Below are 25,180 nucleotides of genomic sequence, written 5' to 3' on the forward strand. Positions count from 1 at the left end.
GGGTGGATCCACGCATGGCGTGGATCTACATCACACTGCCGCCGTGCGCGCCAATCCCAACCGCACCAACCGCGCCTCGATGCGTTCGCCGAACGTCTTCGGCGCTTCCAGTCCCATCCGCTGCAGATAGGCCTGATCGCCATCGCCGGCAGGTTGGGCCACCGCGGCCAGCACCGTGCGCAGCTTCGCCATCGGCGTCTGCGTGTTCTGCTTCAGCCAGCCCAGCGCCTTGACCAGGTGCTGCTCGACCTCGGTGAAGTCGCTGCCCAGCGGATAGTCCGGCAGCAGCCCGGACTGGCGGAACGGCGCCAGCGACGCACTGACCGCCGCGGCCGTGTTGCGCTGCCCATCGGCGGACGGAGTGAAACCGGTCGCCAGCTTCTTCGAGGCTTTCGCCTTGTCCAGCAACGCGGCCTGGAACTGCGCATCGGTGATCGCGGCCATCGCGATCACGCAGTCCTCGTCGGTCATGTTGCGCAGGTCGGCGATGCCGTACTCGTTGATGTAGAGATCGCGCAGGTGCCGGGGGATCGTGGTGTGTCCGTAGTTCCAGCGCACGTTGGACTGCAGCGTGCCCTTGTCCTCGCGGGTGGCGCGGAAGATCAGCGCACTGCGCGCGCCGGGCAGGGCATGCGCCATCGCCACGAAGTTGTACTGGCCGCCCACGCCGGAGACCACGCGGCCGTCTTCGAGCGCATCGGAGACGGCGGCGCCGAGTGCGGTGGCCATCATGCAGGAGTTGAAGAAACGCGCATCGCGTCGCTGCATCCGCTCCAGCGTTTCATCGCCGCCGTAGAGCTGGTTGATCTCGCTGATCCGGCGCATGCCGATCGCGCTGCGCTCGTCATCGGGCAGGTCGCGCAGCCACTGGTAGAACTCCGGCGAGCCCAGGTAGAACGCGCCGTGCAGGTACTCGCCCTCGGCCTCGAGGGTGGCGTAATCGGTGGTCCAGGCGGTGCCGTTCTCGATCCGCTGCAGCAGCGCCAGATCGTCGTGCACCTTGCGCCGGATCACGCGGGTCTGGATCAGCCGGCGGAAGCCCTCGTTGAGCATTTCGCTGCAGCCGTACAGGCCGATCTCGAACGGCTCCAGGCCGCCGCATTCCAGCACGGTCGGGTGGCTGGCCAGGCCGGGATCCAGCGCCTGCAGGATCTGCCGGTAGCGGGCGTTGTCGGTATGCCGCAGCACCAGTGCATGGCTGAGCGCATCGGCCAGCGTACCGATGCCGATCTGCAGCGTGCCGCCATCGCGCACCAGCGTGCTGGCATACAGGCCGATCGCGTAGTCGGCATCGCTGACCGGCTGGCGCGGCAGGCCGAACAGCGCCGGATACGGCCCCGGTGGCGTGATCACCAGATCGAAGAACGACACGTCGACCGTGGCCGAACCGGCCAGGTAGGGCAGTTGCGGATCGATCTCGGCGATCATCAACGGGCGGGGCAACCCGCGCGCGACCATCGCATCCAGCGTGTCCTGGGTGATGTCGTTGTTGCATGACAGCGACAGTCGCCGATCATTCGCGCGCATCGCCACTTTCTGCACGATCGCGTGCGGCGCGCGCTGCGCCACCGCGTCGGCGGCGTGCGTGTAGTTCAGGCTGGTGTAGCTGCGCTGGGCCTGCGACGAGCCAAGCAGCGCGCCGGACTGCATGTAGAACTCTTCCACCTGCACATGCGACGGCAGCTGGTCGCGCACCATCGCATCGGCGTAGGCCAGCCGCGGGAAATCCTCGCCGAAATGACGCTCGGCGAACGGCTTCATGAAGCGTGCCTCCAGCCCCGCACCCCCGCGCGGCGGATTCAGCGACAGCGCGGTATACAACTGCAGTGGCCGCGAAGCATCGTTTTCCACGCGTGCATACAGCGCGTTGAGCAGCCGGTGCGGCTTGCCCAATGCAAGCGGGGCGCCGATGCGCAGGGGGCCATCGACCCGCTGCAGCAGCCAGTCGACGGCGGCGTCCAGGTCGGTCAGGTGTTCGGTCATGCGGCGCTATCCTGCGAAATCATGCGGGTCATTACAGCATTTCCGGTTTGAACAGACGGCGACGCGAGACTTCATCGAGTTTTCGGTAGCGTCTCATCGAGGGCTCCGTGGGGCATGCGCCGATGCTGGCAGCGGCTGCATGAACCGGCTGTCGAAGGGTTGACACTCCCTTCGATTACGGGCGTAATCGGATTGTCGATTACGGGTGTAAATGATGAGCCAGATCAGTGAGGCCGAAGCCGTGGTGATGGAGGTGCTGTGGCGCAGCCATCCGCTGGGCGCCGACGAGGTAGTGGCCGCGCTGGCCAGCCGCGACTGGGCGGAGCCCACCATCAAGACCCTGCTCAACCGGCTGCTGACCAAGGGGGCGGTCAGCGCCAGCCGCGACGGGCGCCGCTATCTGTACGCGCCGGTGCTGCAGCGCCAGGCCTGGGTGGCCGAACAGAGTGAAGGCTTCCTCGGTCGCGTTTTCGACGGTCGCGTCGCGCCTCTCGTGGCGCACTTCAGCCAGCGCGGCGAGCTCAGCGCGCAGGACATCGCCGAGCTCAGAAAGCTGATCCAGGAGATGGACCATGACTGAGCTGCTCGATGGACTACTGCAGGCCAGCGTGTGGCTGTCGGTGGCGACGCTGGTGCTGGCCGCGGCCAGGCCTCTGCTGCTGCGCCTGGGGGGCGCAGCGCTGGCCTACCGCAGCTGGTGGCTGTTGCCGCTGATGCTGATCGCCCCGTACCTGCCGCTGCCGCCGCTGCCGATCACCGAGACGGCGCCGGTCATGGCGATGGCGTCGGCCCTGCGCGCGCCGGCCGTGCCCACCGACACCTCGCAGTGGCCGCTGCTGCTGTTGACGGTGTGGCTGCTCGGGGCCGTGGGGACGGCCTGCCTCGGTTGGCGGGCGCAGCGGCGCTTCGAGCATGCACTGGGCGCGCTGCAGCCGCGGGGGGATGGCAGCTGGCAGGCCAGTGGCGATCCCGGCCTGCCGGCGCTGGTCGGTCTGTGGCGACCGCGGATCGTGGTCGGTCCTGATTTCGAGCAGCGTTTCAGCCCGGCCGAGCAGGACCTGATCCTGCGCCATGAACACAGCCATCGACGTCATGGTGATCCTTGGGCAAACGCTGTGCTGGCCCTGCTGCGCTGCGTGTTCTGGTTCCACCCGTTGCTGCCGTGGGCCGCGCGCCGGTTCCTGCGTGACCAGGAATTGGCCTGCGATGCCCGCACGGTCGACCCGCATCCGGCCCTGCGCCGTCTTTACGCCACCGCGCTGCTCAAGGCGCAGTTGGTCCACCCGGTTGCGCCGATGGCCTGCCACTGGCGCAGCCAACCGATGTTGAAGGAGCGTATTGCGATGTTGAAGGAACACAAGCGCAGGACGGTGCCGTGGTTGACGGGGCAGATGATGGTGATCGGGCTGTGCGTGGGGATGGGGACCGTGGCCTGGGCTGGCCAGGGCAGTGCGGTCCCGGCCGCGAGCGGGATCGGTGGGCGCGCCGTGGTGGCCGATCGCACGGCCATTGCCCACAGAATGCCGCCACCGTCCTACCCGAAGATCGCCGTCGAGCAGCGCATCGTCGGCAAGGTCGTCGTCCGGGTGGACGTCGATGCGGACGGCAAGGCGACCGACGTCCGCGTCCTCGACGCAACTCCGGCGGGCGTGTTCGATGACGCGACGGTCGCTGCCGCGAAGCAGTGGACCTTCGAACCGGCGATCAGAAACGGCAAGGCGGTGGCCTCGGCGCTGAAGATTCCGGTCACCTTCGCGATGGATGACGAGGAGTCCGCGCCGTGATGCGCGTGACGCGCGCGGCAGCGACCGTGCTGTCGGTGGCCCTCCTGGCAGGCTGTGCCGGCCACGACCAGATCACCACGGTGGACACCCGCGCCGAGAACGTGGGCCACCAGCGTCTGGATCCGGACGTCGGCGCTCAGGGGAGCGGAAAGGTGGAGACGTATCAGCTGGGGCCGACCGAGGGCTACCGGATGCCGCAGCTCAATGCGGGGCCTGATCCGGTTGTCGGTGATCGCGATCCGCGCCGCGCGCTGGCACCGACGACGGTGTGCCTGCAGCTGGTGATCGATGCGGAAGGCAAGGTCGAACGCAGTCTGCCAGTGAGCGATCGCAGCGACTGTGCCGCCGGCAATGCGCCTGAGAACGCGCCCCTCATGCAGGCTGCCCAGGAAGCGGTGGCGATGTGGCGCTTTGTCCCTGCGGCCGTCTGTCATTTCCCTCCGCAGCGCGTGCCGACGGATCGGGGCAACTGCGAAGGCGCCGAGCGCATTGAACCGGTGCCGGTGAGCCTGCTGTATGGCTTCACGTTCGAGATCGTGAAAGGGCAGCACGTGGTGCGCCGGCAGGGGCGCTGAGGAAAACGACGGACGGGCCGCACGTTGCAGGGGAGCCGGCCAGCGGCCGGCACTACCTCGGCGGGCCGCCCTGGATGTTCGCCTTCACCGAGGGCTGCATCAGTTTCGGCTCGGGCAGGGTGGCATCACGCGCCTGGCGGGTGGCAACGAACTCGGCCTCGCTGATGCCGCCATGCAGGTGGATGTTGTGCGTGCGCTGCGCGCCGATGGTGGTCTGGTTGGCGACTTCGCGGCCGCCCGGGCCGTAGTCGTGGCAGATGAACACCCGCGTCGCGTCCGGCAATGCCAGCAATCGCTGGATCGAGCGGTACAGCTGCGCCGCGTCACCGCCCGGGAAGTCGCAGCGGGCGGTGCCGCCGTCCGGCATGAACAACGAGTCGCCGGTGAACAGCGCGTCGCCGATCCGATACGCGACGCTGTCACTCGTGTGTCCCGGCACCGCGATCACCTCGGCCTCGATTCCTCCGAGCGTGAAGCGCTCGCCATCGGCGAACAGATGATCGAACTGCGAGCCGTCGGTCGGAACATCGAGCGCGTAACGCGGTGCGAAGGTGCGCTGGACCTGCACGATGCCCTGGCCCATCGCCAGCGTCGCGTCCGGCCACTGGGATTTCAGCCAGCGCCCGGCACTGACATGGTCGGCGTGGGCATGGGTGTCCAGCAGCCAGTGCACCTTTAGGCCATGCCCGCGCACATGCGCAAGCAACGGCTGCAGCGGCCCGGCGCCGAGTGCATCGGTGTCCGGGTCGTAGTCCAGCACGGGGTCGATCACCGCCGCCTGCAACGTCGCCGGGTCATGCACCACGTAGCTGAAGGTGTGGCTGTCCGGGTGGAAGAAACTGGCGACGTGCAATGACATGGTACTGACCTCAGCGCTTGCCCAGGGTGTCGTTGAGCAGCACCGCCAGGCGTTCACCGGCCAGGCGCAGCTCGCGCTCGGCGACCGGGCGATAGGTCGCCGCATAGCTCGGAGCCAGCGTACGCTTGTCCGGGTAAACGCCAGGTGCAATGGCGATCCGGCAGCTGGCTTCGGCCCACTGCACGGCATCGACATCGATGTTCGAACGCTTGCCGAGCGTGGGCTTGGGCAGGGCGAGCAGGCGCTTGAGGTACTGGTCGTCATCCAGCTTCTGCTCGTTCAGCATGCCGCTGTCCCACAGCGAGTGCAGGTTGGTACCGCGGTTGTTGAACTGCACCTGGAAATCGTTGCCGCCCTTGTCGTGGCCGTAGCCGGCATGCATCGGCTGGTGGATGTCGCCGGCGAAATGCACCACGAACTTCAGCGCCTGCGCGCGCTCGGCGTCGGACCTGCTGCGGTCGCCGAGGATCGCGGTCTGCGCCTTCAGCGCCTCGACCACGCAGTTGCCGTTCCTGCAGTGCTTCTGCACCTCATAGTGGCAATCGTCTTCGCCGATGTTGACGTAGTGCCAGCCGGCCGAGCGCTTGCCCAGCCCCGGGTCCTTGGCACGCAGCTCATCGGCCCACGGGGCGATGGCGTGCAGGGTCGGGTCCGGTTCGGCGGCGAGCAGGCGGTCGACCTCGGCCTGGGCCTGCGGGGTCAGCCGGGTTTCGGCGATCCGCGCCACCAGCCGGTGGCCTTGCGCGCCCCAGGCCAGGGCATCGGTGGAGACAAGGGTGAGGGCCAGCGCGAGGGCGGTGGCCGGAAGCAGGGAAGGCATTTTCATCCGCGGCATTCTAGCGGGCCGGCCGCCGTGCCGGCTTGCCAGGATCTGGCCGGCTGCAGCGCCGGTCAGCTTGGGCTAGGCTCGCCGGGTGCCTGGCATCGGGCAGACACCGGAGGTACCCATGGCCCACATCGTTGGCTTGATCGGCGGCATGAGCTGGGAAAGCTCGACCCACTATTACCGGCTGATCAACGAGCAGGTGCGCGACACGCGGGGCGGCCTGCATTCGGGCCGGATCCTGTTGTGGTCGTTCGATTTCGCCGAGATCGAGGCACTGCAGCATGCCGGCGACTGGGACACCGCCACCCAGCGCATGATCGATGCCGCCCAGCGCCTGCAGGGCGCGGGTGCGACGGCCATCGTGATCTGCACCAACACGATGCATCGCATGGCCGACGCGGTGCAGGCGGCGATCGCGATTCCCCTGCTGCACATCGCCGACCCCACCGCCGAGGCGATCAAGGCCGCCGGGCTGCAGAGGATCGGCTTGCTGGGCACCGCGTTCACCATGGAGCACGATTTCTACAAGGGACGGCTCATCCAGGCGCATGGCCTGGAGGTGCTGGTTCCCGCGGCTGATGATCGCGCGGCGGTGCACCGGATCATCTATGACGAGCTGGTGCAGGGGCGGGTGCTGCCGGCGTCGCGCGAGGCGTTCCGCGCGGTGATGCAGCGGCTGGTGGAGCGCGGCGCGCAGGGCATCATCCTGGGCTGCACGGAGATCATGCTGCTGGTCGGCGCGCAGGATGCGACGGTGTCGGTGTTCGATACGACGACGCTGCATGCGCAGGCCGCAGCGCGGCACCTGTTGGCCGAATGAGCCAAAAAAAACCCCGGCCGAAGCCGGGGAAACTGTCTTGCTGCGAGGGTGTTGCCTTGTTGGGTTCTGATCCGCCGATCAGAACTTGAACACGTACGACACGCCGTAGGCGAGCGGGTCGATGTTGACGGTGCCGATCTTTTCGCCGTCGAGCTTGACCTTGCTGTCGATGTCCATCCAGCGCACGTCCACGCGCAGCGAGCCCTTGTCGTTGATCGCGAAGTCCACGCCGGCATGGGCGGCCAGGCCCCAGGAGTCTTCCATCTTGAGCTTGCTGCCGGCCAGCGCGCCGCCGGTCTTCTCTCTGAAGAAGGTGGTGTAGTTGATGCCGGCGCCCAGGAACGGGGACACCTTGCCCGTGCTGTTGAAGTGGTACTGCAGCGACACCACCGGTGGCAGGTGCTTGGTGCTGCCCACGTTGCCGAGGCCGGCGATGTTGATGTCGTGCTTGAACGGCAACGCGGCCAGGAGCTCGATGCCCAGGTTGTCGGCGATGAAGTACTCACCGGTGATGGTCGGCTTGATGTCGTTGTCGACGTCGACCTTCAGCGTGCCGCCGGCCAGCGAGCCGTTGTTGGACTTCGGGGCGACCTGGTGCACGCCGGCACCGATCGTCCAGTCGCCCTTGGACTGGGCCATGGCGGGGGCGGCGGCCAGCGCCAGGGCGGCGGCCAGGCTGGAGAGCAGGAGGGGGGAGGTCTTGCGCATGAGACGGTCTCGTGGCGGGTTGGAATGGCGCCAGTTTTCCCGCCCGCGCCGCTGTGCGCCTTGATCCGGATCAATCCGGGTATTTACCGTTGTAACCGGTTCCCATTCGTCTTCCCCGGGCCGGGCCGGTTCCGGCCCTGCTAGAATGAACACCCCTTTCCATCGGCGCCGCACCGTCGCGGCTGCAGGAGCTTGTGAACATGGCAATCAAGGTTGGCATCAACGGTTTCGGTCGCATCGGGCGCAACGTGCTGCGTTCGGCCGTGCTGAACTTCGGCAATGACATCGAAATCGTCGCCATCAACGATCTGCTGGAGCCGGACTACCTGGCGTACATGCTGAAGTACGACTCCGTGCATGGCCGCTTCAAGGCCGACGTGGAAGTGTCCGGCAACGACCTGCTGGTCAACGGCAAGAAGATCCGCCTGACCCAGGAACGCGATCCGGCCAACCTGAAGTGGGACGAAGTCGGCGTGGACGTCGTCATCGAATCCACCGGCCTGTTCCTGACCAAGGAAACCGCGCAGAAGCACATCGACGCGGGTGCCAAGAAGGTGATCCTGTCGGCGCCGTCGAAGGACGACACCCCGATGTTCGTGTTCGGCGTGAACGACAAGACCTACGCCGGCCAGGCGATCGTCTCGAACGCCTCGTGCACCACCAACTGCCTGGCCCCGCTGGCCAAGGTCATCAACGACAAGTGGGGCATCAAGCGTGGCCTGATGACCACCGTGCACGCCGCGACCGCGACCCAGAAGACTGTCGATGGCCCGTCCAACAAGGACTGGCGCGGTGGCCGTGGCATCCTGGAAAACATCATTCCGTCCTCGACCGGTGCGGCCAAGGCCGTCGGCGTGGTGATCCCGGAATTGAACAAGAAGCTGACCGGCATGAGCTTCCGCGTGCCGACCTCGGACGTGTCGGTGGTCGATCTGACCGTCGAGCTGGAGAAGGAAGCCACCTACGCCGAGATCTGCGCTGAAGTGAAGGCACAGAGCGAAGGCGCGCTGAAGGGCATCCTGGGCTACACCGAAGACAAGGTCGTGGCGACCGACTTCCGTGGCGAAACCCACACCTCGGTGTTCGACGCCGACGCCGGCATCGCGCTGGACAGCACCTTCGTCAAGCTGGTGTCCTGGTACGACAACGAATGGGGCTACTCCAACAAGTGCCTGGAAATGGTCAAGGTCGTCGCGGCGTAAGCCAGCGCTGCCCCTGCGTCATTCCACAGACCCCGGCCCCGTGCCGGGGTCTGTCGTTTCAGGCGGACCATTCACGCCCGTGATCCCGCGCGTACCGCCGATCCATTAGCATGGCCCGCGTGCCGCCGGCACTGCGCCTGCCTGGTGCAGCCGTGGCGACCCTCTTGAGGATGGCCTGGAATGGAAGCTCTGATTGTCCTGCTGGTGCTGGTACTGCTGGCGATCCCGCTGCTGCTGATCGTGGCCCTGGTGATGATCGCGGGCCTGCGCCGCCGTGTGGCCGCGCTGGAACACCGCGCGGCCGGGTCTGCCTGGGACGCCGCGCAGGCGCCAGCCGAACCCGAACGGCCGCTGCGCTGGACGGATATCGAATCCGTCGACACCGTGGCCGCGCCGCTGGACTTCGCCCTGCAGCCCGGCATCGAAACGCCCGTCGAGACCGCGGATACCGCGGCTGCACCCGCAGCGGCGGCCGCCATGCCGCCACCGCTGCCGTCCTCGGCGTCGATGCCCCCCAGGCCCGCGCCGCCGGTGGTGCCGGTTGAACCGCAGGGCCCGGGCATCGGCGAGCGCATCGTCGGCACCATCAAGCAGTGGTTCACCGAGGGCAACGTGCCGGTCAAGATCGGCATGCTGGTATTGCTGGCGGGTGTGGCCGCGCTGCTCAAGTACGCCAGCGACCAGGGCTGGTTGAACGCCCCGATCGAGCTGCGCCTGGCCGCCATCGCGGTGGCGGCGCTGGCCGGGCTGGTGTTCGGCTGGGTGCAGCGCGATACCCGGCGCCTGTTCGCGCTGGCGCTGCAGGGCGGGGCGATCGGCGTCCTGCTGCTGACCATCTTCGCCGCGTTCAAGCGCTACGACCTGATTCCCGCCGTGCCGGCTTTTGCGCTCAGCGTGCTGCTGATTGCCGGCATGGGCGTGCTGGCGGTGGTGCAGAACTCGCGCACGCTGGCCGTGCTCGGCATCCTGGCCGGCTTCATGGCGCCGATCTGGCTGTCCACCGGCAGCGGCAACCATATCGCGCTGTTCTCGTATTACGCCGTGCTCAATGCGGCGATCCTGGCGATTGCCTGGTGGCGTCCGTGGCGCGCGCTGAACCTGCTCGGTTTCGCCTTCACCTTCGGCATCGGCACGGCCTGGGGCGTGCTCCAGTACAGCGCGGACAAGTTCGCCAGCACCGAGCCGTTCCTGCTGCTGTTCTTCGCCTTCTACCTGCTGATTCCGATCCTTTATGCGCGTCGGCAGAGCGCGGAGAAGCGCGACCTGATCGATGGCAGCCTGGTGTTCGGCACGCCGCTGATCGCGTTCTCGCTGCAGGCTGGCCTGCTGCATGACGACCGCCTGCTGCTGGCGTTGTGCTCGCTGGCACTGGCCGCGTTGTACGCGGGCCTGGCGTGGGTGCTGATCAAGCGCGAGCGCTATGCCGCGCTGGGCCAGTCGCATGCGGTACTCGCGGTGGGCTTCGCCACGTTGGCGGTGCCGCTGGCGCTGTCCGCACGGGCCACCGCCAGCGTGTTCGCGCTGGAAGGGGCGGCGCTGGCCTGGCTGGGCCTGCGCCAGCAGCGCTGGCTGCCGCAGATCGCCGGTGCGCTGCTGACCCTGGGCGCCGCGTTCGGCTTCGTGGTCGGCGCGGACTACTGGCATCTCGATGCCACGGCCATCGCCAACCCCACCTTCATGAGCGGCCTGCTGCTGGCGTTGGCCGGCTTCGCCGCGGCCTTCAGCTATCGCCGTGCGCAGCAGGATGCGCCGGCCATCGTCTACTACCTCTGGGGCCTGCTGTGGTGGCTGGGCAGCGTCAGCCACGAGATCCTGCGCTTCGTCGCCCACCGCAACGAACCCGATGCGCTGCTGATCGGCGCAGCGGTGACCGGTTGGCTGGCCGCCGAGACGCATCGCCGCTGGCCGGCGCGCGCGCTGGTGCTGACCACGCTGGCGATGGTGCTGGCCGCGTTCCCGTTGGCGCTGTGGCAGGCCGATGTGCACGATCAGCCGTTCGCCGGCTATGGCGCACTGGCCTGGGCCGTGTTCGCGCTGCTGGGCGTGCGCAGCCTGTGGTGCCTGCGTGTGGGTGATGACCGCACGTCGCTGGCGGCGCAGTTCCTGTGGTGGCTGCTGTGGCCGTCCGTGGTGTCGCTGGCCTGCCTGTGGCTGGCCGACCGTTTCGCGCTGGCACAGGGCTGGGGCCTGGCGTTGATGCTGCTGCCGTGGCTGCTGGTTACTGCAGTGGCGCTGCTGCGCTGGCCGTGGCTGACGGTGCCGCTGGGCGAACGCTTCGATCGCATGCGCGGCGCGTTGCAATGCACGCTGTTCGCCGTGCTCGGCGTGAGCTGGGCGGGCCTGCTGCTGGTGCCGGCCGGCGCTGCGCCGCTGCCGTGGTTGCCGCTGCTCAACCCGGTGGAACTGGTGCAGCTGGCAGTGCTGGTGCTCGCCGCGCGCTGGCTGTGGTCCGGACAGGCGCCGGAGGGCCTGCGTGCGATCCGTATCCCGGTGCTGGCGATTGCCGGTTTCGTCGCGCTGACCAGCATCACCCTGCATGCCGTGCATCACTGGGGCGGGGTGCCGTGGAACGAGCGCCTGTGGTCCTCGACCCTGGCCCAGACCAGTCTGACCGTGGTGTGGAGCGTGCTCGGCGTGATCAGCTGGGTGTGGGGCTCGCGCCGCGGGCAACGCGTCCTGTGGCTGGTGGGTGCGGTGCTGATGGGCGTGGTGCTGGCCAAGCTGGTGCTGATCGATCGCCAGCATCTGGGCAACCTGCTCGGGATTTCTTCTTTCATCGCCTACGGCCTGCTGTGCACGGTCGTGGGCTACCTGGCACCGGCGCCGCCGCGCGCGCCGGACCCCGCCGTGGAGCCGCAGTCTTGAAGACCTTTCGCCCGCTGATCCTCCTTGCCGCGCTGGCGCTTCCGGCGCTGGCCCAGGCCCAGGCCGCCGATGGCCGCCAGGCCTATCGCCAGCAATGGCCGCTGCAGCTCGCGCAGCCGCAGGCGGGTGCGTACCGGTTGACCCTCGACGAGGGCGTGTACCGCACCGCGGTGTCGCCACGTCTGGCCGATGTGCAGGTGTTCAACGCGCAGGGCCAGGCACTGCCGTCGGCGTTGTTGGCCGCCGACCAGCCGCTGGCGCAGGCACCGCAGTGGCAGACGCTGTCCTGGTTCCCGCTGCCGCCGATGGCCGGCACCTCCGGCGATGACCTGCAGTTGCTCACCGAGCGCAACACCGACGGCAGCGTGCGCCGGGTCGAGGCGCGGCTGGGGCGGGGCGGGGCGGCCGGACAACCCGCAGGCTGGCTGATCGACGCCAGCGCGCTGGAGACCGGCGTGCAGGCGCTGCGCCTCGACTGGCAGACGCAGGCGCCCCTGCAGGCGCGCGTGCGCGTGGAGATGAGCAACGACCTGCGCGACTGGTTGCGCATTGCCGATGACGTGCCACTGGTCGACCTGCAGCACGAAGGCCGCCGCCTGCAGCAGCGCCGCATCGAGATCGCGCGCCAGGCCCGGTATTTCCGCATCCTGCCGATCGGTGCCGATGCCTTGCCGGCGCTGTCCACGGTGCAGGCCGAGCTGGCGCCGACCGCGCAGGCGATCGCCTGGCGCTGGCAGTCGCTGACCGGCACCGCCGGCAAGCCCGGCGAGTTCGAGTATCAGCTTGATGGGCGCTTCCCGATCGCGCAGGCCGATATCGCAACGGCCGACAACAGCGTGGTGCAGTGGACGCTGCTGAGCCGCGACGATGCCGACCAGCCGTGGCAGGTGCGGGCCGGCCCATGGGTGGCCTATCAGCTGCAGGACGCCGCCGACCGCCGCCAATCGCAGACCCAGCCGCTGGCGCGCAGCACGCGCGACCGCTACTGGAAGCTGGTGGCCGGCCAGCCGCAGTCGATGCCGGCCCCGACGCTCAAGCTCGGTTACCAGCCCGAAGCGCTGGTGTTCCTCAGCCAGGGCGAGCCGCCTTACACGGTAGCCGCCGGCAGCGTACGCGCGGAGCGCCAGGATGCCCCGGTTGCCACGGTGATCGCGCAGCTGCGCGAACAGCATGGCGCGCAGTGGCAGCCGGCGCAGGCGAGCATGCAGGGCGAACCGCAGGTACTCGCCGGCGATGCCGCGGTAGCGCCGCAGCGCGACTGGAAGCAATGGCTGCTGTGGGCGCTGCTGGTGATCGGCGTGCTGATCGTCGGCGGCTTCGCAGTCAGCCTGCTGCGTCAACCAAATAGGGACGGAGGTAGTTAAGCGCGCTTAACTACCTCCGTCCCCGTTAAGAAGCGCGACGACCAACGGTCGCCGCCTACCTCCGCCCCCGTCATGAATTTGCGATGCACCGCGCCAGCCGGGACAATGACGGCCTGCGCCGTGCGGCGCCCTTCCTTCTTCAGAGCCAAAGAGTTGCTTATGTCCATCGTTCGCATGACCGACCTCGATCTCTCCGGCAAGCGCGTGCTGATCCGCCAGGATCTGAACGTGCCGATCGACAACGGCCAGATCACCTCCGAGCAGCGCATCACCGCGTCGCTGCCGACGCTGAAGCTGGCGCTGGAGAAGGGCGCCGCCGTGATGGTGACCTCGCATCTCGGGCGTCCGAAGGAAGGCGTGTGGAGCGAGGCCGAATCGCTGGCGCCGGTGGCGCTGCGTCTGTCGCAGCTGCTGGGTGTCGAGGTGCCGCTGGTGCGCGATTGGGTCGACGGCGTGGACGTCGCGCCGGGTTCGATCGTGCTGCTGGAAAACTGCCGCATGAATGTCGGCGAAGGCAAGGACGATGAAGCGCTGGCGAAGAAGTACGCCGCGCTCTGCGATGTGTTCGTGATGGATGCCTTCGGCACCGCGCACCGTGCACAGGCCTCCACCCACGGCGTGATCCGCTTCGCCCCGGTGGCCGCCGGTGGCCCGCTGCTGATGGCTGAGCTGGACGCGCTGGCCAAGGCGCTGCTGGCCCCGGCCCAGCCGCTGCTGGCGATCGTGGCCGGCAGCAAGGTCAGCACCAAGCTCGAACTGCTCTCCAGCCTGGTCGGCAAGGTCGACCAGCTGATCGTCGGCGGCGGCATCGCCAACACCTTCATCGCGGCCGCCGGTTACTCGGTCGGCAAGTCGCTGTATGAGCCGGACCTGCTGGACACCGCGAAGAAGATCGTCGCCGATGCCAAGGCGCGCGGCGCCGACATCCCGCTGCCGACCGACGTGGTCGTGGCCAAGCAGTTCCTGCCGGACGCCGAAGCCACGGTGAAGGCCGTCGCCGACGTGGCCGAGGACGATCTGATCCTGGACATCGGCCCGGACACGGCGCAGCACTACGCCGGCCTGATCGCCAAGGCCGGCACCGTGGTCTGGAACGGCCCGGTCGGCGTGTTCGAATTCGAGGCCTTCAGCCATGGCACCGAAGCCCTGGCCCGTGCCATCGCCGCCTCCCCGGCGTTCTCGATCGCCGGCGGCGGCGACACCCTGGCCGCGGTCGACAAGTACGACATCGCGGGCGAGGTGAGCTACATCTCCACCGGTGGCGGCGCGTTCCTGGAGTTCCTGGAAGGCAAGACCCTGCCGGCCGTCGCCGCGCTGGAGGCTCGCGGCGCGTGAGCCGCGATGTCCTGTTCTTCGATCTCGACGGCACGCTGATCGATTCGGCCGTCGGAATCACCCAGTGCGTGGCGCATGCGCTCACGCAGATGGGCCAGCCGGTCCCGCCGCAGGCCGAACTGCGGCGCTGGATCGGGCCGTCGCTGCGCACCAGCTTCGCGCCGTTGTTCAACGATCCGGCCCAGGTCGAGCAGGCGGTGACGTATTACCGCGAACGCTTCGACGTGGTCGGCTGGCGCGAACATGAGGTCTACCCGCGGATCGGCCAGGTCGTGCAGGCCTTCAAGGATCGCGGCCATCGGCTGGCGATCGTCACCGCCAAGAACGAGCCGCACGCGCGTCGCATTGTCGAGCACCTGCCGTTCGGCGACTGCTTCGAGGACGTGATCGGGGCCACCCCGGATGGCAGCCGCAGCGAGAAGCCGCAGCTGGTCGCCGAGGCGCTGCACCGGCTGTCGTTGACCCCGGGGCAGTGCTGGATGATCGGCGACCGGCGCATGGATATCGAAGGCGCCCGTCATCACGGGCTGCGCAATATCGGCGTGTTGTGGGGCTTCGGCGGTGCCGAAGAGCTCACGGCGGCCGGGGCCGCGCACCTCGCGCACGCCCCGGACGACCTGCTCACCCTGATCGATTGAGGGCCGCGGCGGCGATCCGTACGCCGCCGCATGTCCCGCGCAAAGGCCCGCCGCGATTGGCGCTGGCCGCCGGGTGGGCAAACGACTGTCCGCCCGGTCGTCTCGGGCTGTCTGCAGGACAACAGCGAAACCCAAGCGTGCCAGCGGTGTAATCGTATTCATGGGACGTGATGGGTGTGCTAATTTCACTCCTTTAACGGGAGCCCATTAACCATGATTGAGCGTCAGCGTCGCACCAAGATCCTTGCCACCCTCGGACCGGCGACCGACCCGCCGGGCGTGCTGGAGGATCTCTTCCGCGCCGGCGTGAACGTGGTTCGCCTCAACTTCAGCCACGGTGACCCGTCCGGCCAGGCCAAGCGCGCCGCCGATGTGCGTGCCGCCGCTGCCCGCGTGGGCGTGGAAGTGGGCATCCTGGCCGATCTGCCGGGCCCGAAGATCCGCATCGAGCGTTTCGCCGAAGGCAAGATCAAGCTCAAGGCGGGTGACCGCTTCGACCTGGTCGCCTCGCCGAACGCACCCGCCGGCGACACCACCCAGGTGGGCGTGAGCTACCTGGGCCTGCCGCAGGACGTGGTGGCCGGTGACATCCTGCTGCTCGACGATGGCCTGATGCAGCTGCAGGTCACCGAAGTGCAGGGCGAGCGCATCATCAACACCGTGCTCAACGACGGCGTGCTGTCCGACCGCAAGGGCCTGAACAAGCAGGGCGGTGGCCTGTCGCTGGGCGCGCTGACCGAGCGCGACAAAGAACTGATCGGCATCGTGGCCAAGATCGGCGTGGACTTCATCGCCGTCTCGTTCTGCCGCAATGCGCAGGACATGAACGACGCGCGCGAGATCGCCGAGTCGCACGGCTGCTACGCCGCGCTGGTCTCCAAGATCGAGCGCACCGAAGCGATCGACAACCTCGAAGAGATCGTCGACGCCAGTGACGTGGTCATGGTCGCGCGTGGCGACCTGGGCGTGGAAATCGGCGATGCCGAACTGCCGGGCCTGCAGAAGAAGATCATCAAGGCCTCGCTGGCGCAGAACAAAGTGGTGATCACCGCCACCCAGATGCTGCAGTCGATGGTCGAAAGCCCGATCCCGACCCGCGCCGAAGTGCTGGACGTGGCCAACTCGGTCATCGACGGTACCGACGCAGTGATGCTGTCGGCCGAAACCGCCGCGGGCATGTACCCGGTCAAGGCGGTCGAAGCGATGGCACGCATCTGCCTCGGTGCCGAACGCCAGTTCCAGACCGAGACCGATTTCGGTGCCTCGCCGCGCAACCTGGAGCGTGCCGACCAGGCGATCGCCATGGCCACCATGTTCCTGTCCCAGCACGTGGGCGTACGCGCGATCGTGGCGATGACCGAATCCGGTGGCACCGCGCGGTACCTGTCGCGCTTCCGCGCCTCGGCGCCTGTGTTCGCGGTGACCCGCCATGACGGCGCCCGCCGCCAGATGGCGCTGATGCGCGATGTGTTCCCGATCAACTTCGACAGCCGCGGCCTGACCCCGCGCGAAGCCGCGCGCGGTAGCATCCGCCTGCTGTTCGAAGCAAACCAGCTGCAGAGCGGCGACCGCGTCGTCTTCACCAGCGGTGAGCACATGGAAACCCATGGCGCCACCAACACGCTGCGCCTGCTGGAAGTGGGCGAAGACGGCCGTGCCAGCGGCCTGGGCGAACTCTAACCGACCCGCCCCGCAACACCCGGACCCGCGTGGCTTCACGGCCGCGCGGGTTCGTCGTTTCAGATGGAATCGTTTCCAGATTCCGTGGACGGCCAGTTCACGGGAGGCGGGGTCTATAATTGGCGTTTTCCCGCACCCGCCACAGGAAGTACATGAGCATCGAACAGCTGGCTGAAACCGCACAGGCCATGGTCGCCCCGGGCAAGGGCATCATCGCGATCGACGAATCCACCGGCACCATCGGCAAGCGCTTCGCCAGCGTCGGCCTGGAGAACACCGAGGAGAACCGTCGCGCCTACCGCGAACTGCTGCTCACCACGCCCAAGCTGAACGAGCACATCTCCGGCGCGATCCTGTACGACGAGACCATCCGCCAGTCCACCAAGGACGGCGTCCCGTTCGCCAAGTACATGGCGGCCCAGGGCATCATTCCGGGCATCAAGGTCGACAAGGGCGCGCATGCCCTGGCCGGCTGCCCGGGCGAGCTGGTCACCGAAGGCCTGGACGGCCTGCGCGAGCGCCTGCAGGAGTACTACAAGCTGGGCGCGCGCTTCGCCAAGTGGCGTGCAGTCATCAACATCGGTGAGAGCATCCCCTCGGGCACCTGCATCGAGTCCAACGCCCACGCGCTGGCCCGTTACGCGGCGCTGTGCCAGGAATGCGGCCTGGTGCCGATGGTCGAGCCGGAAGTGATCATGGACGGCGACCACGACATCGAGACCTGCTACGAAGTCACCGAAGCCACCCTGCGTTCGCTGTTCGATGCGCTGTACCAGCAGAACGTGCTGCTGGAAGGCACCATCCTGAAGGCCTCGATGGTCATCTCCGGCAAGGGCTGCGAAGAGCAGGCCGACGTCGAGGAAGTGGCCGAGTCGACCGTGATGTGCCTCAAGAGCACCGTGCCGGCGATCCTGCCGGGCGTGGTGTTCCTGTCCGGTGGCCAGAGCGATGAGCAGTCCACTGCGCATCTGAACGCCATGAACCAGATGGGCAACCTGCCGTGGCCGCTGAGCTTCTCCTACGGCCGCGCCATGCAGCAGGCCGCGCTGAAGCTGTGGGCCAAGGACACCAAGGCCAACGTTGCCAAGGCGCAGCAGACGATCTTCGATCGCGCCAAGGAAAACGGCCAGGCCGCCCTGGGCAAGTGGAACGGCTGATTCACGCTTGACCGCAGTCAACGAAAACGCCGGCCTCGTGCCGGCGTTTTTGTTTGCGGGAGACAGCGGTGCGCAGACGCACGCGTGCTCTGGCACGATGCGAACCACCTTCGCGTGGATGGATCCCATGTTCGTTCGTCTCTGTATCTCGCTGTGTGGGGTGTCATTGCTGCTGGGAAGCGCAGCGGCGCACGCATCGACGCCGCGTGGCTTCGATGTGCTGCACTACGATGTCGCGCTGGTGCCGGACATCGCCCACAAGCGCGTCACCGGTCAGCAGACGCTGCGGCTCCGGGCCGAGCGGGAGCTGCGCGCAGTGACGCTGGACAGCGGCGCGCTCACCGTGACGGCCGTGATGCAGGCGGATCGCGCGCTGGCCTTCGCGCAGCACGATGCGAAGGTGCAGATCACGCTGGCCGAACCGCTTCCGACGGGAGACACCGCCAGCGTGACGATCCGCTATCACGGCGAACCGGCGTACGGCCTGGAGTTCGCCCCCGAGCGCGACGAGGTCTACACGATCTTCTCGACCAGTCAGTGGATGCCCTCGGTGGATGCCCCCGACGAGCGCGCCACGCTGGACCTGTCCGTGACCTTGCCGGCGGGTCTGCTGGCTGCGGGCACCGGTCGCGCGCTGCCGCTGCGCACGCTTCCCGATGGACGCATCGAACATCGCTGGCAGCTGGAGACGCCGATGCCGGGGTATGTCTATGGCTTCACGGCGGGGCGCTATCAGGAAGCGACGCAGCAGCATGGCACCATCGGCTTGCGGTTCCTGTCCAGCGAGCGGTCGCCCGCGCAGCTGCAGCGCGTGTTCACCGCCACCGGCGGGATGCTCGATTTCTTCGCCGATCGCGCGGGCCTGCCGTATCGCGGCGACTATCAGCAGGCGCTGGTGGCCCGCACGATCGGGCAGGAAATGGCCGGGATGTCGCTGATGTCCGAGCGCTACGGCCAGCAAATGCTGGAGGATCCCACCCAGACCGCGTTGATGGCGCACGAGGCCGCACATCAGTGGTGGGGCAACCGGGTGACCTGCGCCGGCTGGGAGCACTTCTGGCTCAACGAAGGCATGGCCAACTTCATGACCGCCGCCTACCTCCAACAGGCGCAGGGAGAGGCGGCCTACCAGGCGCAGGTGACGATCTGGCGCACGCGGCTGGACGCGCTGCGTGCCAAGGGGGCGGATCACGCGCTGGTGTATGCGGAATGGAACGCGCCGACCGGCGATGACCGCGCGGTGGTGTACCAGAAGGGCGCCTACGTGCTGCACCTGCTGCGCGTCGAAATGGGCGAAGCCGCGTTCTGGCGCGGCATCCGTGATTACACGCGGGCCAACGATGGGCGCTCGGTGGTGACCGTCGATTTCCAGCGTGCGATGGAAGCAGCGGCCGGCCGCTCACTGCAGCCGTTCTTCGCGCAGTGGGTCTATGGCGTGGGCTGACGCGTCAGTGCGCGGCGGCCGGCGGCAATCCCAACGCCAGAGGCGCGAAGATCGCCGAGGTCGACGGTTCGACCGGCTGACCCAGCGCGGCCAGCGCCGACTGGTAGGCCTTGTACGTCGCCGCGTTGTAGGCCACCAGGATGATCCGGCGCGGTTGGCGGTGCGAGCGCTGCCAGGTCAGGGTTTCGGTGGCGGCGATGTGGGCGGCCTGGTGCAGCGGATACCCGAACACCCCGCAGCTGATCGCCGGGAACGCGATCGATTCCAGCTCGAGCTTCTCTGCCAGCTGCAGCGATTTCCAGTAGCAGTTGGCCAGCAGCGCCGGCTCGTCGCGCAGGCCGTCCTGCCAGACCGGGCCGACCGTATGGAACACATGCCTGGCCGGCAGATCGAACGCGGGCGTCTCGCGCACCTCACCGGTCGGGCAGCGCATGCCGGGGCGGATCTCCGGCAGGGCGCGGCAGGCTTCGAGCAGCTGCGGACCGGCCGCGCGATGGATCGCGCCGTCCACGCCGCCGCCGCCCAGCAGGGATTCGTTGGCCGCATTGACGATCGCATCCACCGCCAGGGTCGTAATGTCGCCCTGCCACACTTCGATCTTCATGCGTACCGCTCCTTACGTACTGATACCGGGTCCATACAACGAAATGACGTGCCTGACCTGCACCGTAACCTGCAGGACATCTAGGCTGCGTCATCGTCGTCTCAGGCAGTGCGACCCGGCGAGCGCTGGCTGACCTTCACACGATGCCGCCGGATCGCTTCACCGCAGATGAAGCGCCAGCAAGCAGAACGCCCGCCGGTCAGGGCGGGCGTTCCGTTCATACGGACCAACGCGGGGATCAGGGCAGACCGGCCAGCCAGTCGTCGTCGGAGCCTTCGTTGATGTCGGCGAACAGCGGGGTCGAAAAGTAGCGCTCGCCGGTGTCGGGCAGCATCGCCAGGATCACCGATCCCGGCGCGGCCTTGGCGGCGATGTCCAGCGCGCTGGCGACGGTGGCGCCGGCCGAGATGCCCACGAAGATGCCTTCCTCGGCAGCGAGCCGGCGCGAGGTCTCGATCGCCCGCGCGTCGTCGATGGTCAGCAGCTCATCGTAGACCCCGCGGTTGAGTACTTCCGGCACGAAGTCCGGGGTCCAGCCCTGGATCTTGTGCGGCTTCCACTCATCGCCCTTGAGCAGGGCGGCGCCTTCCGGCTCGGTGGCGACGATGCGGGTCTCGGGCCGGGCGACCTTGAGCACTTCGCCGACGCCGGTCAGGGTGCCGCCGGTGCCCCAGCCAGTCACGAAGTAGTCCAGCCGCTTGCCGGCGAAGTCGCGCAGGATTTCCGGCGCCGTGGTGTTGCGGTGATAGGCGGGGTTGGCCGGGTTGGCGAACTGGCTGGCCAGGAACCAGCCGTGTTCGTCGGCCAGTTCCTTCGCACGGCGGACCATGCCCGAGCCGCGCTCGGCGGCCGGGGTCAGGATCACCTTGGCACCATAGGCGCGCATCAGCTTGCGGCGCTCGATCGAGAAGGTCTCCACCATCGTGGCCACGAACTTGTAGCCGCGCGCGGCCGCTACCATCGCCAGGGCCACGCCGGTGTTGCCGGAGGTCGCCTCCACGATGGTGTCGCCCGGCTTGAGCAGGCCCTTGGCTTCGGCGTCGAGGATGATCGCCAGCGCCAGACGGTCCTTGACCGAGCCACCCGGGTTGAACGACTCGACCTTGGCATAGAGGGTGACGTGCTCGGGGGCGAGGCGGTGCAGGCGCACCACCGGGGTGTTGCCGATGGTGTCCAGGATGGAGTCGTACAGGGCCATGGGGATGCTCCGGAGAAGTCGTTGCCGCCCGGGGGCCGTGCGGCGGGGAAGGGTCGGTCGGGTGGCGGCGGCAGGCGCCTGGTCGCGGCCGGCCCGGGGTCGGTCAGACCGTACCGCTGGCATATGACCGCGCGAAATGACCTGATTACCTTCTTAAACAACGTTTGGTTATAAGCTGGTGACGGCATTTGCCCTACAGTCGGATGGCCCCCTCTCCATGCGCCGTATCGCCCGCCCATGACGCTGACCCAACTTCGCTATCTGGTCGCCATCGCCGACGCCGAGCTCAACATCACGCTGGCGGCGTCCCGCGTGCACGCCACCCAGCCCGGCCTGTCCAAGCAGCTCAAGCAGCTGGAGGATGAACTCGGCTTCCTGCTGTTCGTGCGCAAGGGCCGCAGCCTGGAAGCGGTGACCCCGGCCGGCGTGGAAGTGATCGGCCGCGCCCGCGCCGTCCTCGGCGAAGCGAACAACATCCGCACCTATGCCGCCAACCAGCGGCGCGAAAGCCAAGGCCAGCTGGTGCTGACCACCACGCACACCCAGGCGCGCTTCGTGCTGCCGCCCGCGGTGGCGCGGATCAAGCAGGCCTACCCGCAGGTCAGCGTGCATCTGCAGCAGGCCGCCGAAAGCGATGCGCTGGACCTGCTCAGCCAGGGTGATGCGGACATCGCCATCATCAGCACCGCCGGCGGTGAGCCCACGGCTGGCCTGGCCATTCCGCTGTACCGCTGGCGCCGGCTGGTGCTGGTGCCGCGCGGTCACGCGCTGGATCGCCCGGGTGCGGCGCCGGACCTGCAGGCGCTGGCCAGCCATCCGCTGATCAGCTACGAATCCTCCACCCGCGGCAGTTCTTCGCTGCAGCGCGCCTTCGCCAGTGCCGGACTGAGCCCGGACATCGCCTTGACCGCCCTCGATGCGGACCTGATCAAGACCTATGTGCGCACCGGCCTGGGCGTCGGCCTGCTCGCGGAAATGGCGGTCAACGCCAGTGATGAAGACCTGCGCGCGTGGCCGGCCCCGGCGCCGATCGACGAGTGCATCGCCTGGGCGGTGCTGCCGCGTGACCGCGTACTGCGCGATTACGCGCTGGAGCTGGTGCACGTGCTGGCCCCGCAGATCGACACCCGCGACCTGCGCCGGGTGATCGACGGCAACCAGGAGGCCAACTGGCCGCTGCCGCCGACCTGGGAATCACTGACGCAGACCATCACCGTCTGAGATGGACGCCCGACCAACGGTCGGGCGCTACCGGTAGGTGCCGACCGTTGGTCGGCACGGTGGCTGAGACCGCTGCTCGGCCCGACCGCTGCGACGGTTGGTCGCAGGGCGTGGGGCTGCCCTGCCAACGGTCGGGCGCTACCATGACGGGGTGAACGTCCGCCGTCGCCCGTATGCCGTCTTTCTGCAGCTTGCCTTCGTGGCGACGTTGCTGATGGCGCTGGCACCGCTGGTCAGCCGCTGGCAGCAGGCTCATGCCGGAGCGCCGGTGATGCTGATGCCGGCCGGCATGACCCACGCGCTGCCGGCGCCGCCGGATGCCCACGCCGGGCACGGCATGCCGCAGCACGACGGGCAACATCACGTCATGCAGCACGGCGACATGAAGCATGACGTGATGCAGCACCACGAGATGGCGATGCAGCCCATGGGCATGCACGCCACGCCCGATGCCCATGACGTCCCCGTACCGTCGCCCCCGATGAGCGAGCACGCCGGGCATGGTGACGCCTGCGAATACTGCATGATGGCCTCGCGCCTGATGCCGTGGCTGGCGGTCCTGATCCTGTTGTTGCCGGCGATGCCGGTCATCGCACCGCGCGTCCTGCGCGCCGTGCCCACGCCCCGCAGCCTGCGCTGGCCGGCCCACGCCGCCCGCGGCCCGCCCGCGATCTCCTGAGACGACCGCCCTTCCTGCCCGTGTCGCCATGATGGCGACGCGTGCCTGCGTGCTTTTCTGGAGTTCCACCATGAATGTTTCTTCCCGCAGCGCGGGCGCACTTACGCGCCTGTCTGTTTCCCTGTCGCTGGCCCTGGTCGCGTTGCCGCTGCAGGCCGCCGCCGACGATGCCCGCACCCTCGATACGCTGGTCGTCACCGCCACCGCGCCGTCCTCGCCACTGCATTGGGTCACCGATCCGCGCCTGCCGCGGCAGCCGGTCCCGGCCAGCGATGGGGCGGACTATCTGAAGACGGTTCCCGGCTTTTCCGCGATCCGCAATGGCGGCACCAACGGCGATCCGGTGCTGCGCGGCATGTTCGGCTCGCGCCTGAACATCGTCAGCAACGAAGGCAATCTGATCGGTGCGTGCCCCTCGCGGATGGACAACCCGCTGTCCTACATCGCGCCGGAAACCTTCGATCGGCTGACCATCATCAAGGGGCCGCAGAGCGTGCGCTGGGGTGCCGGTGCTTCCGCGGGCACGGTGCGCTTCGAGCGCGATACGCCGCGCTTCGACCAGCCGGGCATGGACATCAACGCCAGCGCGCTGGTCGGCTCGCGCAACCGCAACGACCAGGTGGTCGACCTCACCGCCGGCGCCTCGCCGGGCTATGTACGCGTCAACGGCAACCGCTCCGAATCCGATGACTACAAGGACGGCAACGGCGACGTGGTCCCCTCCAGGTGGCGCAAGTGGAACAGCGACGTGGCCGTCGGCTGGACGCCCGATGCAGACACCGTGCTGGAACTCTCGGCCGGCACCGGCGATGCGATCGCGCGCTATGCCGGTCGCGGCATGGACGGCGCGTCGTTCAAACGCACCAGCTACGCCGCTCGCTTCGAAAAGGACAACCTGCCGGGTGCGTGGGACAAGATGCAGGCGAACCTGTACTACAACGACGCCGACCACGTAATGGACAATTACACGCTGCGCACGCCGAACCCGGCCAGCAGCATGCCGATGCCGATGGCGTCCAACGTCGATCGCCGCACCACCGGTGGCCGTATCGCCTCGGAATGGCGCTGGCAGGACATCGCCATCGTGGCCGGCGTGGACGCGCAGGACAGCCGTCACCGCAGCCGCAATGGAATGGGGCGCGATGTGTACCGGCAGCAGCCGTGGCGCACGGATGCGCGCTTCGAGAACCTCGGCGCGTTCACCGAGATCACCCTGGGCGAAGGCACCGCACAGCGCTGGGTAGGTGGCCTGCGCATGGACCGTGCCGAGGTGAAGGACGAGCGCGCCACCAGCGGCATGATGGCGATGCCGAATCCCACCGCCGGGCAGACCCGCCGCGAGAACCTGGGCAGCGGCTTCGTCCGCTTCGAGCGTGACATCGCGCCCGCCCTGACCTGGTACGCGGGTGTCGGTCACAGCGAGCGCATGCCCGACTACTGGGAGCTGTTCTCGCCGGACCTCGGCCCGGCCGGCGCGGTGAATGCGTTCACCGGCGTGCAGCCGGAACAGACCACCCAGCTCGATCTGGGCCTGCAGTACCGCACCGATCGCCTCAATGCCTGGGTCTCGGCCTATGCCGGGCGCATCCAGGACTACATCCTCTTTACCTACCGCGACGGCGGCATGATGGGCAGCACCAGCCAGGCCAGCAATGTCGATGCTCGCATTGCCGGCGCCGAGGCGGGCGCGGAGTGGCAGTTGGCGCAGCAGTGGAAACTCGGCGGCACGCTGGCCTATGCCTGGGGCGAGAACCGCAGCGACGGCCGCGCGCTGCCGCAGATGCCGCCACTGGAAGCCCGGCTCAGCACGGCGTGGGAAGGCGAGAGCTGGTCCGTCGGTGCGCTGGCGCGCGCGGTCTCCCGCCAGGGGCGGGTCGCGGCGGGGCAGGGCAACGTGGTCGCCCGCGATCTGGGGCCCAGCGCCGGCTTTGCCACCGTAGCCTTGAACGCCAGCTACCGGTTCAACGCGGCGCTGCTGCTCAGTGCCGGTGTCGACAACCTGTTCAATCGCGCCTACAGCGAGCACCTGAACCTCGCCGGCAGCGCCGATTTCGGCTTCCCGGCCGATCCGGTGCGGATCAACGAGCCCGGCCGCACCGCCTGGCTGAAAGTGAACTACAGCTACTGAGTCCGGCTGCCGGGCGGGGCACTCACGCCTCGCCCGGCGTCTCCGGCGCCAGCCACGACAGGGCAGCAGGGTGCGCGCGCTTCGACATGCGCCGATACATGGCGATACAC

At 68.2% G+C, this 25,180-nt stretch carries 21 protein-coding genes; 15 read left to right on the plus strand and 6 right to left on the minus strand.

The genetic code is table 11. The features are described from left to right. Positions 1–30: 30 nt before the first annotated feature. On the minus strand, positions 31–1,983 hold the full coding sequence (locus tag HH110_RS03535; RefSeq protein WP_176988346.1) for an acetyl-CoA hydrolase/transferase C-terminal domain-containing protein: 1,953 nt from the start codon (positions 1,981–1,983) through the stop codon (positions 31–33). A gap of 214 nt (positions 1,984–2,197) precedes the next feature. Between HH110_RS03535 and HH110_RS03540 the strand changes: the two genes are divergently transcribed. The 3 genes from HH110_RS03540 to HH110_RS03550 are packed head-to-tail and all read left to right on the plus strand — an operon-like array spanning position 2,198 to position 4,342. Next, positions 2,198–2,563: a BlaI/MecI/CopY family transcriptional regulator gene (locus tag HH110_RS03540; RefSeq protein ID WP_176988347.1), complete on the plus strand. Its 366-nt coding sequence runs from the start codon at positions 2,198–2,200 to the stop codon at positions 2,561–2,563. After that, positions 2,556–3,767, plus strand: a complete 1,212-nt coding sequence (locus HH110_RS03545) for a TonB family protein (protein ID WP_176988348.1) — start codon at positions 2,556–2,558, stop codon at positions 3,765–3,767. Before HH110_RS03540 ends, HH110_RS03545 begins: the two co-directional genes overlap by 8 nt. After that, on the plus strand, positions 3,767–4,342 hold the full coding sequence (locus HH110_RS03550; protein ID WP_176988349.1) for a hypothetical protein: 576 nt from the start codon (positions 3,767–3,769) through the stop codon (positions 4,340–4,342). Before HH110_RS03545 ends, HH110_RS03550 begins: the two co-directional genes overlap by 1 nt. A 52-nt stretch (positions 4,343–4,394) precedes the next feature. Here HH110_RS03550 and HH110_RS03555 read toward each other — a convergent pair whose 3' ends face one another. Beyond that, positions 4,395–5,201: an MBL fold metallo-hydrolase gene (locus HH110_RS03555; protein ID WP_176988350.1), complete on the minus strand. Its 807-nt coding sequence runs from the start codon at positions 5,199–5,201 to the stop codon at positions 4,395–4,397. 10 nt (positions 5,202–5,211) lie between these two features. Further along, entirely contained in the window at positions 5,212–6,027 is an 816-nt protein-coding gene (locus HH110_RS03560) for a S1/P1 nuclease (RefSeq protein ID WP_176988351.1), read from the minus strand. Positions 6,028–6,148: 121 nt separating this feature from the next. Here HH110_RS03560 and HH110_RS03565 point away from each other — a divergent pair, with 121 nt between their 5' ends. Next, complete coding sequence (locus tag HH110_RS03565; protein WP_176988352.1) at positions 6,149–6,847, plus strand: aspartate/glutamate racemase family protein; 699 nt, start codon at positions 6,149–6,151, stop codon at positions 6,845–6,847. Positions 6,848–6,925: 78 nt separating this feature from the next. Here the strand turns inward: HH110_RS03565 and HH110_RS03570 are convergent, their stop codons facing one another. Beyond that, the gene (locus HH110_RS03570) at positions 6,926–7,555 is read right to left on the minus strand and encodes an OmpW family protein (RefSeq protein ID WP_176988353.1); all 630 of its coding nucleotides are present in this window, start codon (positions 7,553–7,555) and stop codon (positions 6,926–6,928) included. 200 nt (positions 7,556–7,755) lie between these two features. Here HH110_RS03570 and gap point away from each other — a divergent pair, with 200 nt between their 5' ends. From gap to HH110_RS03610, 8 genes are all read left to right on the plus strand, one after another. Next, entirely contained in the window at positions 7,756–8,757 is a 1,002-nt protein-coding gene (gap, locus tag HH110_RS03575; RefSeq protein WP_121039371.1) for a type I glyceraldehyde-3-phosphate dehydrogenase, read from the plus strand. Between the two features lie 180 nt (positions 8,758–8,937). After that, entirely contained in the window at positions 8,938–11,622 is a 2,685-nt protein-coding gene (locus HH110_RS03580; protein WP_176988354.1) for a DUF2339 domain-containing protein, read from the plus strand. Further along, complete coding sequence (locus HH110_RS03585; protein WP_176988355.1) at positions 11,619–12,986, plus strand: DUF3999 domain-containing protein; 1,368 nt, start codon at positions 11,619–11,621, stop codon at positions 12,984–12,986. Before HH110_RS03580 ends, HH110_RS03585 begins: the two co-directional genes overlap by 4 nt. A 159-nt stretch (positions 12,987–13,145) precedes the next feature. Then, positions 13,146–14,321, plus strand: coding sequence for a phosphoglycerate kinase (locus tag HH110_RS03590; RefSeq protein WP_176988356.1), 1,176 nt, complete (start codon positions 13,146–13,148; stop codon positions 14,319–14,321). Next, a complete protein-coding gene (locus HH110_RS03595; protein ID WP_176988357.1) occupies positions 14,318–14,959 on the plus strand; it encodes an HAD hydrolase-like protein in 642 nt (213 codons plus the stop codon). Before HH110_RS03590 ends, HH110_RS03595 begins: the two co-directional genes overlap by 4 nt. A gap of 213 nt (positions 14,960–15,172) precedes the next feature. Then, a complete protein-coding gene (gene pyk / locus HH110_RS03600) occupies positions 15,173–16,639 on the plus strand; it encodes a pyruvate kinase (protein ID WP_121039358.1) in 1,467 nt (488 codons plus the stop codon). A gap of 152 nt (positions 16,640–16,791) precedes the next feature. Beyond that, complete coding sequence (locus HH110_RS03605) at positions 16,792–17,796, plus strand: class I fructose-bisphosphate aldolase (RefSeq protein WP_121039354.1); 1,005 nt, start codon at positions 16,792–16,794, stop codon at positions 17,794–17,796. 127 nt (positions 17,797–17,923) lie between these two features. After that, on the plus strand, positions 17,924–19,240 hold the full coding sequence (locus tag HH110_RS03610; protein ID WP_194243566.1) for a M1 family metallopeptidase: 1,317 nt from the start codon (positions 17,924–17,926) through the stop codon (positions 19,238–19,240). A gap of 4 nt (positions 19,241–19,244) precedes the next feature. On the opposite strand, the gene HH110_RS03615 is transcribed toward HH110_RS03610, so the two are convergent. After that, positions 19,245–19,844 (minus strand): O-acetyl-ADP-ribose deacetylase, encoded by a 600-nt coding sequence (locus HH110_RS03615; protein ID WP_176988358.1) that lies wholly within the window; start codon positions 19,842–19,844, stop codon positions 19,245–19,247. A 238-nt stretch (positions 19,845–20,082) separates the two neighbouring features. Continuing rightward, the gene (gene cysK, locus HH110_RS03620) at positions 20,083–21,042 is read right to left on the minus strand and encodes a cysteine synthase A (RefSeq protein WP_176988359.1); all 960 of its coding nucleotides are present in this window, start codon (positions 21,040–21,042) and stop codon (positions 20,083–20,085) included. Positions 21,043–21,279: 237 nt separating this feature from the next. On the opposite strand from cysK, the gene HH110_RS03625 reads away from it, so the two are divergent. The 3 genes from HH110_RS03625 to HH110_RS03635 all read left to right on the plus strand — a co-directional run bounded on the left by HH110_RS03625 (position 21,280) and on the right by HH110_RS03635 (position 25,070). Further along, positions 21,280–22,263 (plus strand): LysR family transcriptional regulator, encoded by a 984-nt coding sequence (locus tag HH110_RS03625; RefSeq protein WP_176988360.1) that lies wholly within the window; start codon positions 21,280–21,282, stop codon positions 22,261–22,263. A gap of 214 nt (positions 22,264–22,477) precedes the next feature. Further along, a complete protein-coding gene (locus HH110_RS03630) occupies positions 22,478–22,942 on the plus strand; it encodes a hypothetical protein (RefSeq protein ID WP_176988496.1) in 465 nt (154 codons plus the stop codon). 70 nt (positions 22,943–23,012) lie between these two features. Next, the gene (locus HH110_RS03635) at positions 23,013–25,070 is read left to right on the plus strand and encodes a TonB-dependent copper receptor (protein WP_176988361.1); all 2,058 of its coding nucleotides are present in this window, start codon (positions 23,013–23,015) and stop codon (positions 25,068–25,070) included. The last annotated feature ends 110 nt before the right edge of the window (positions 25,071–25,180 follow it).

This window comes from Stenotrophomonas sp. SAM-B (assembly GCF_013387485.1).
Classification (GTDB): Bacteria; Pseudomonadota; Gammaproteobacteria; order Xanthomonadales; family Xanthomonadaceae; genus Stenotrophomonas; species Stenotrophomonas maltophilia_AA.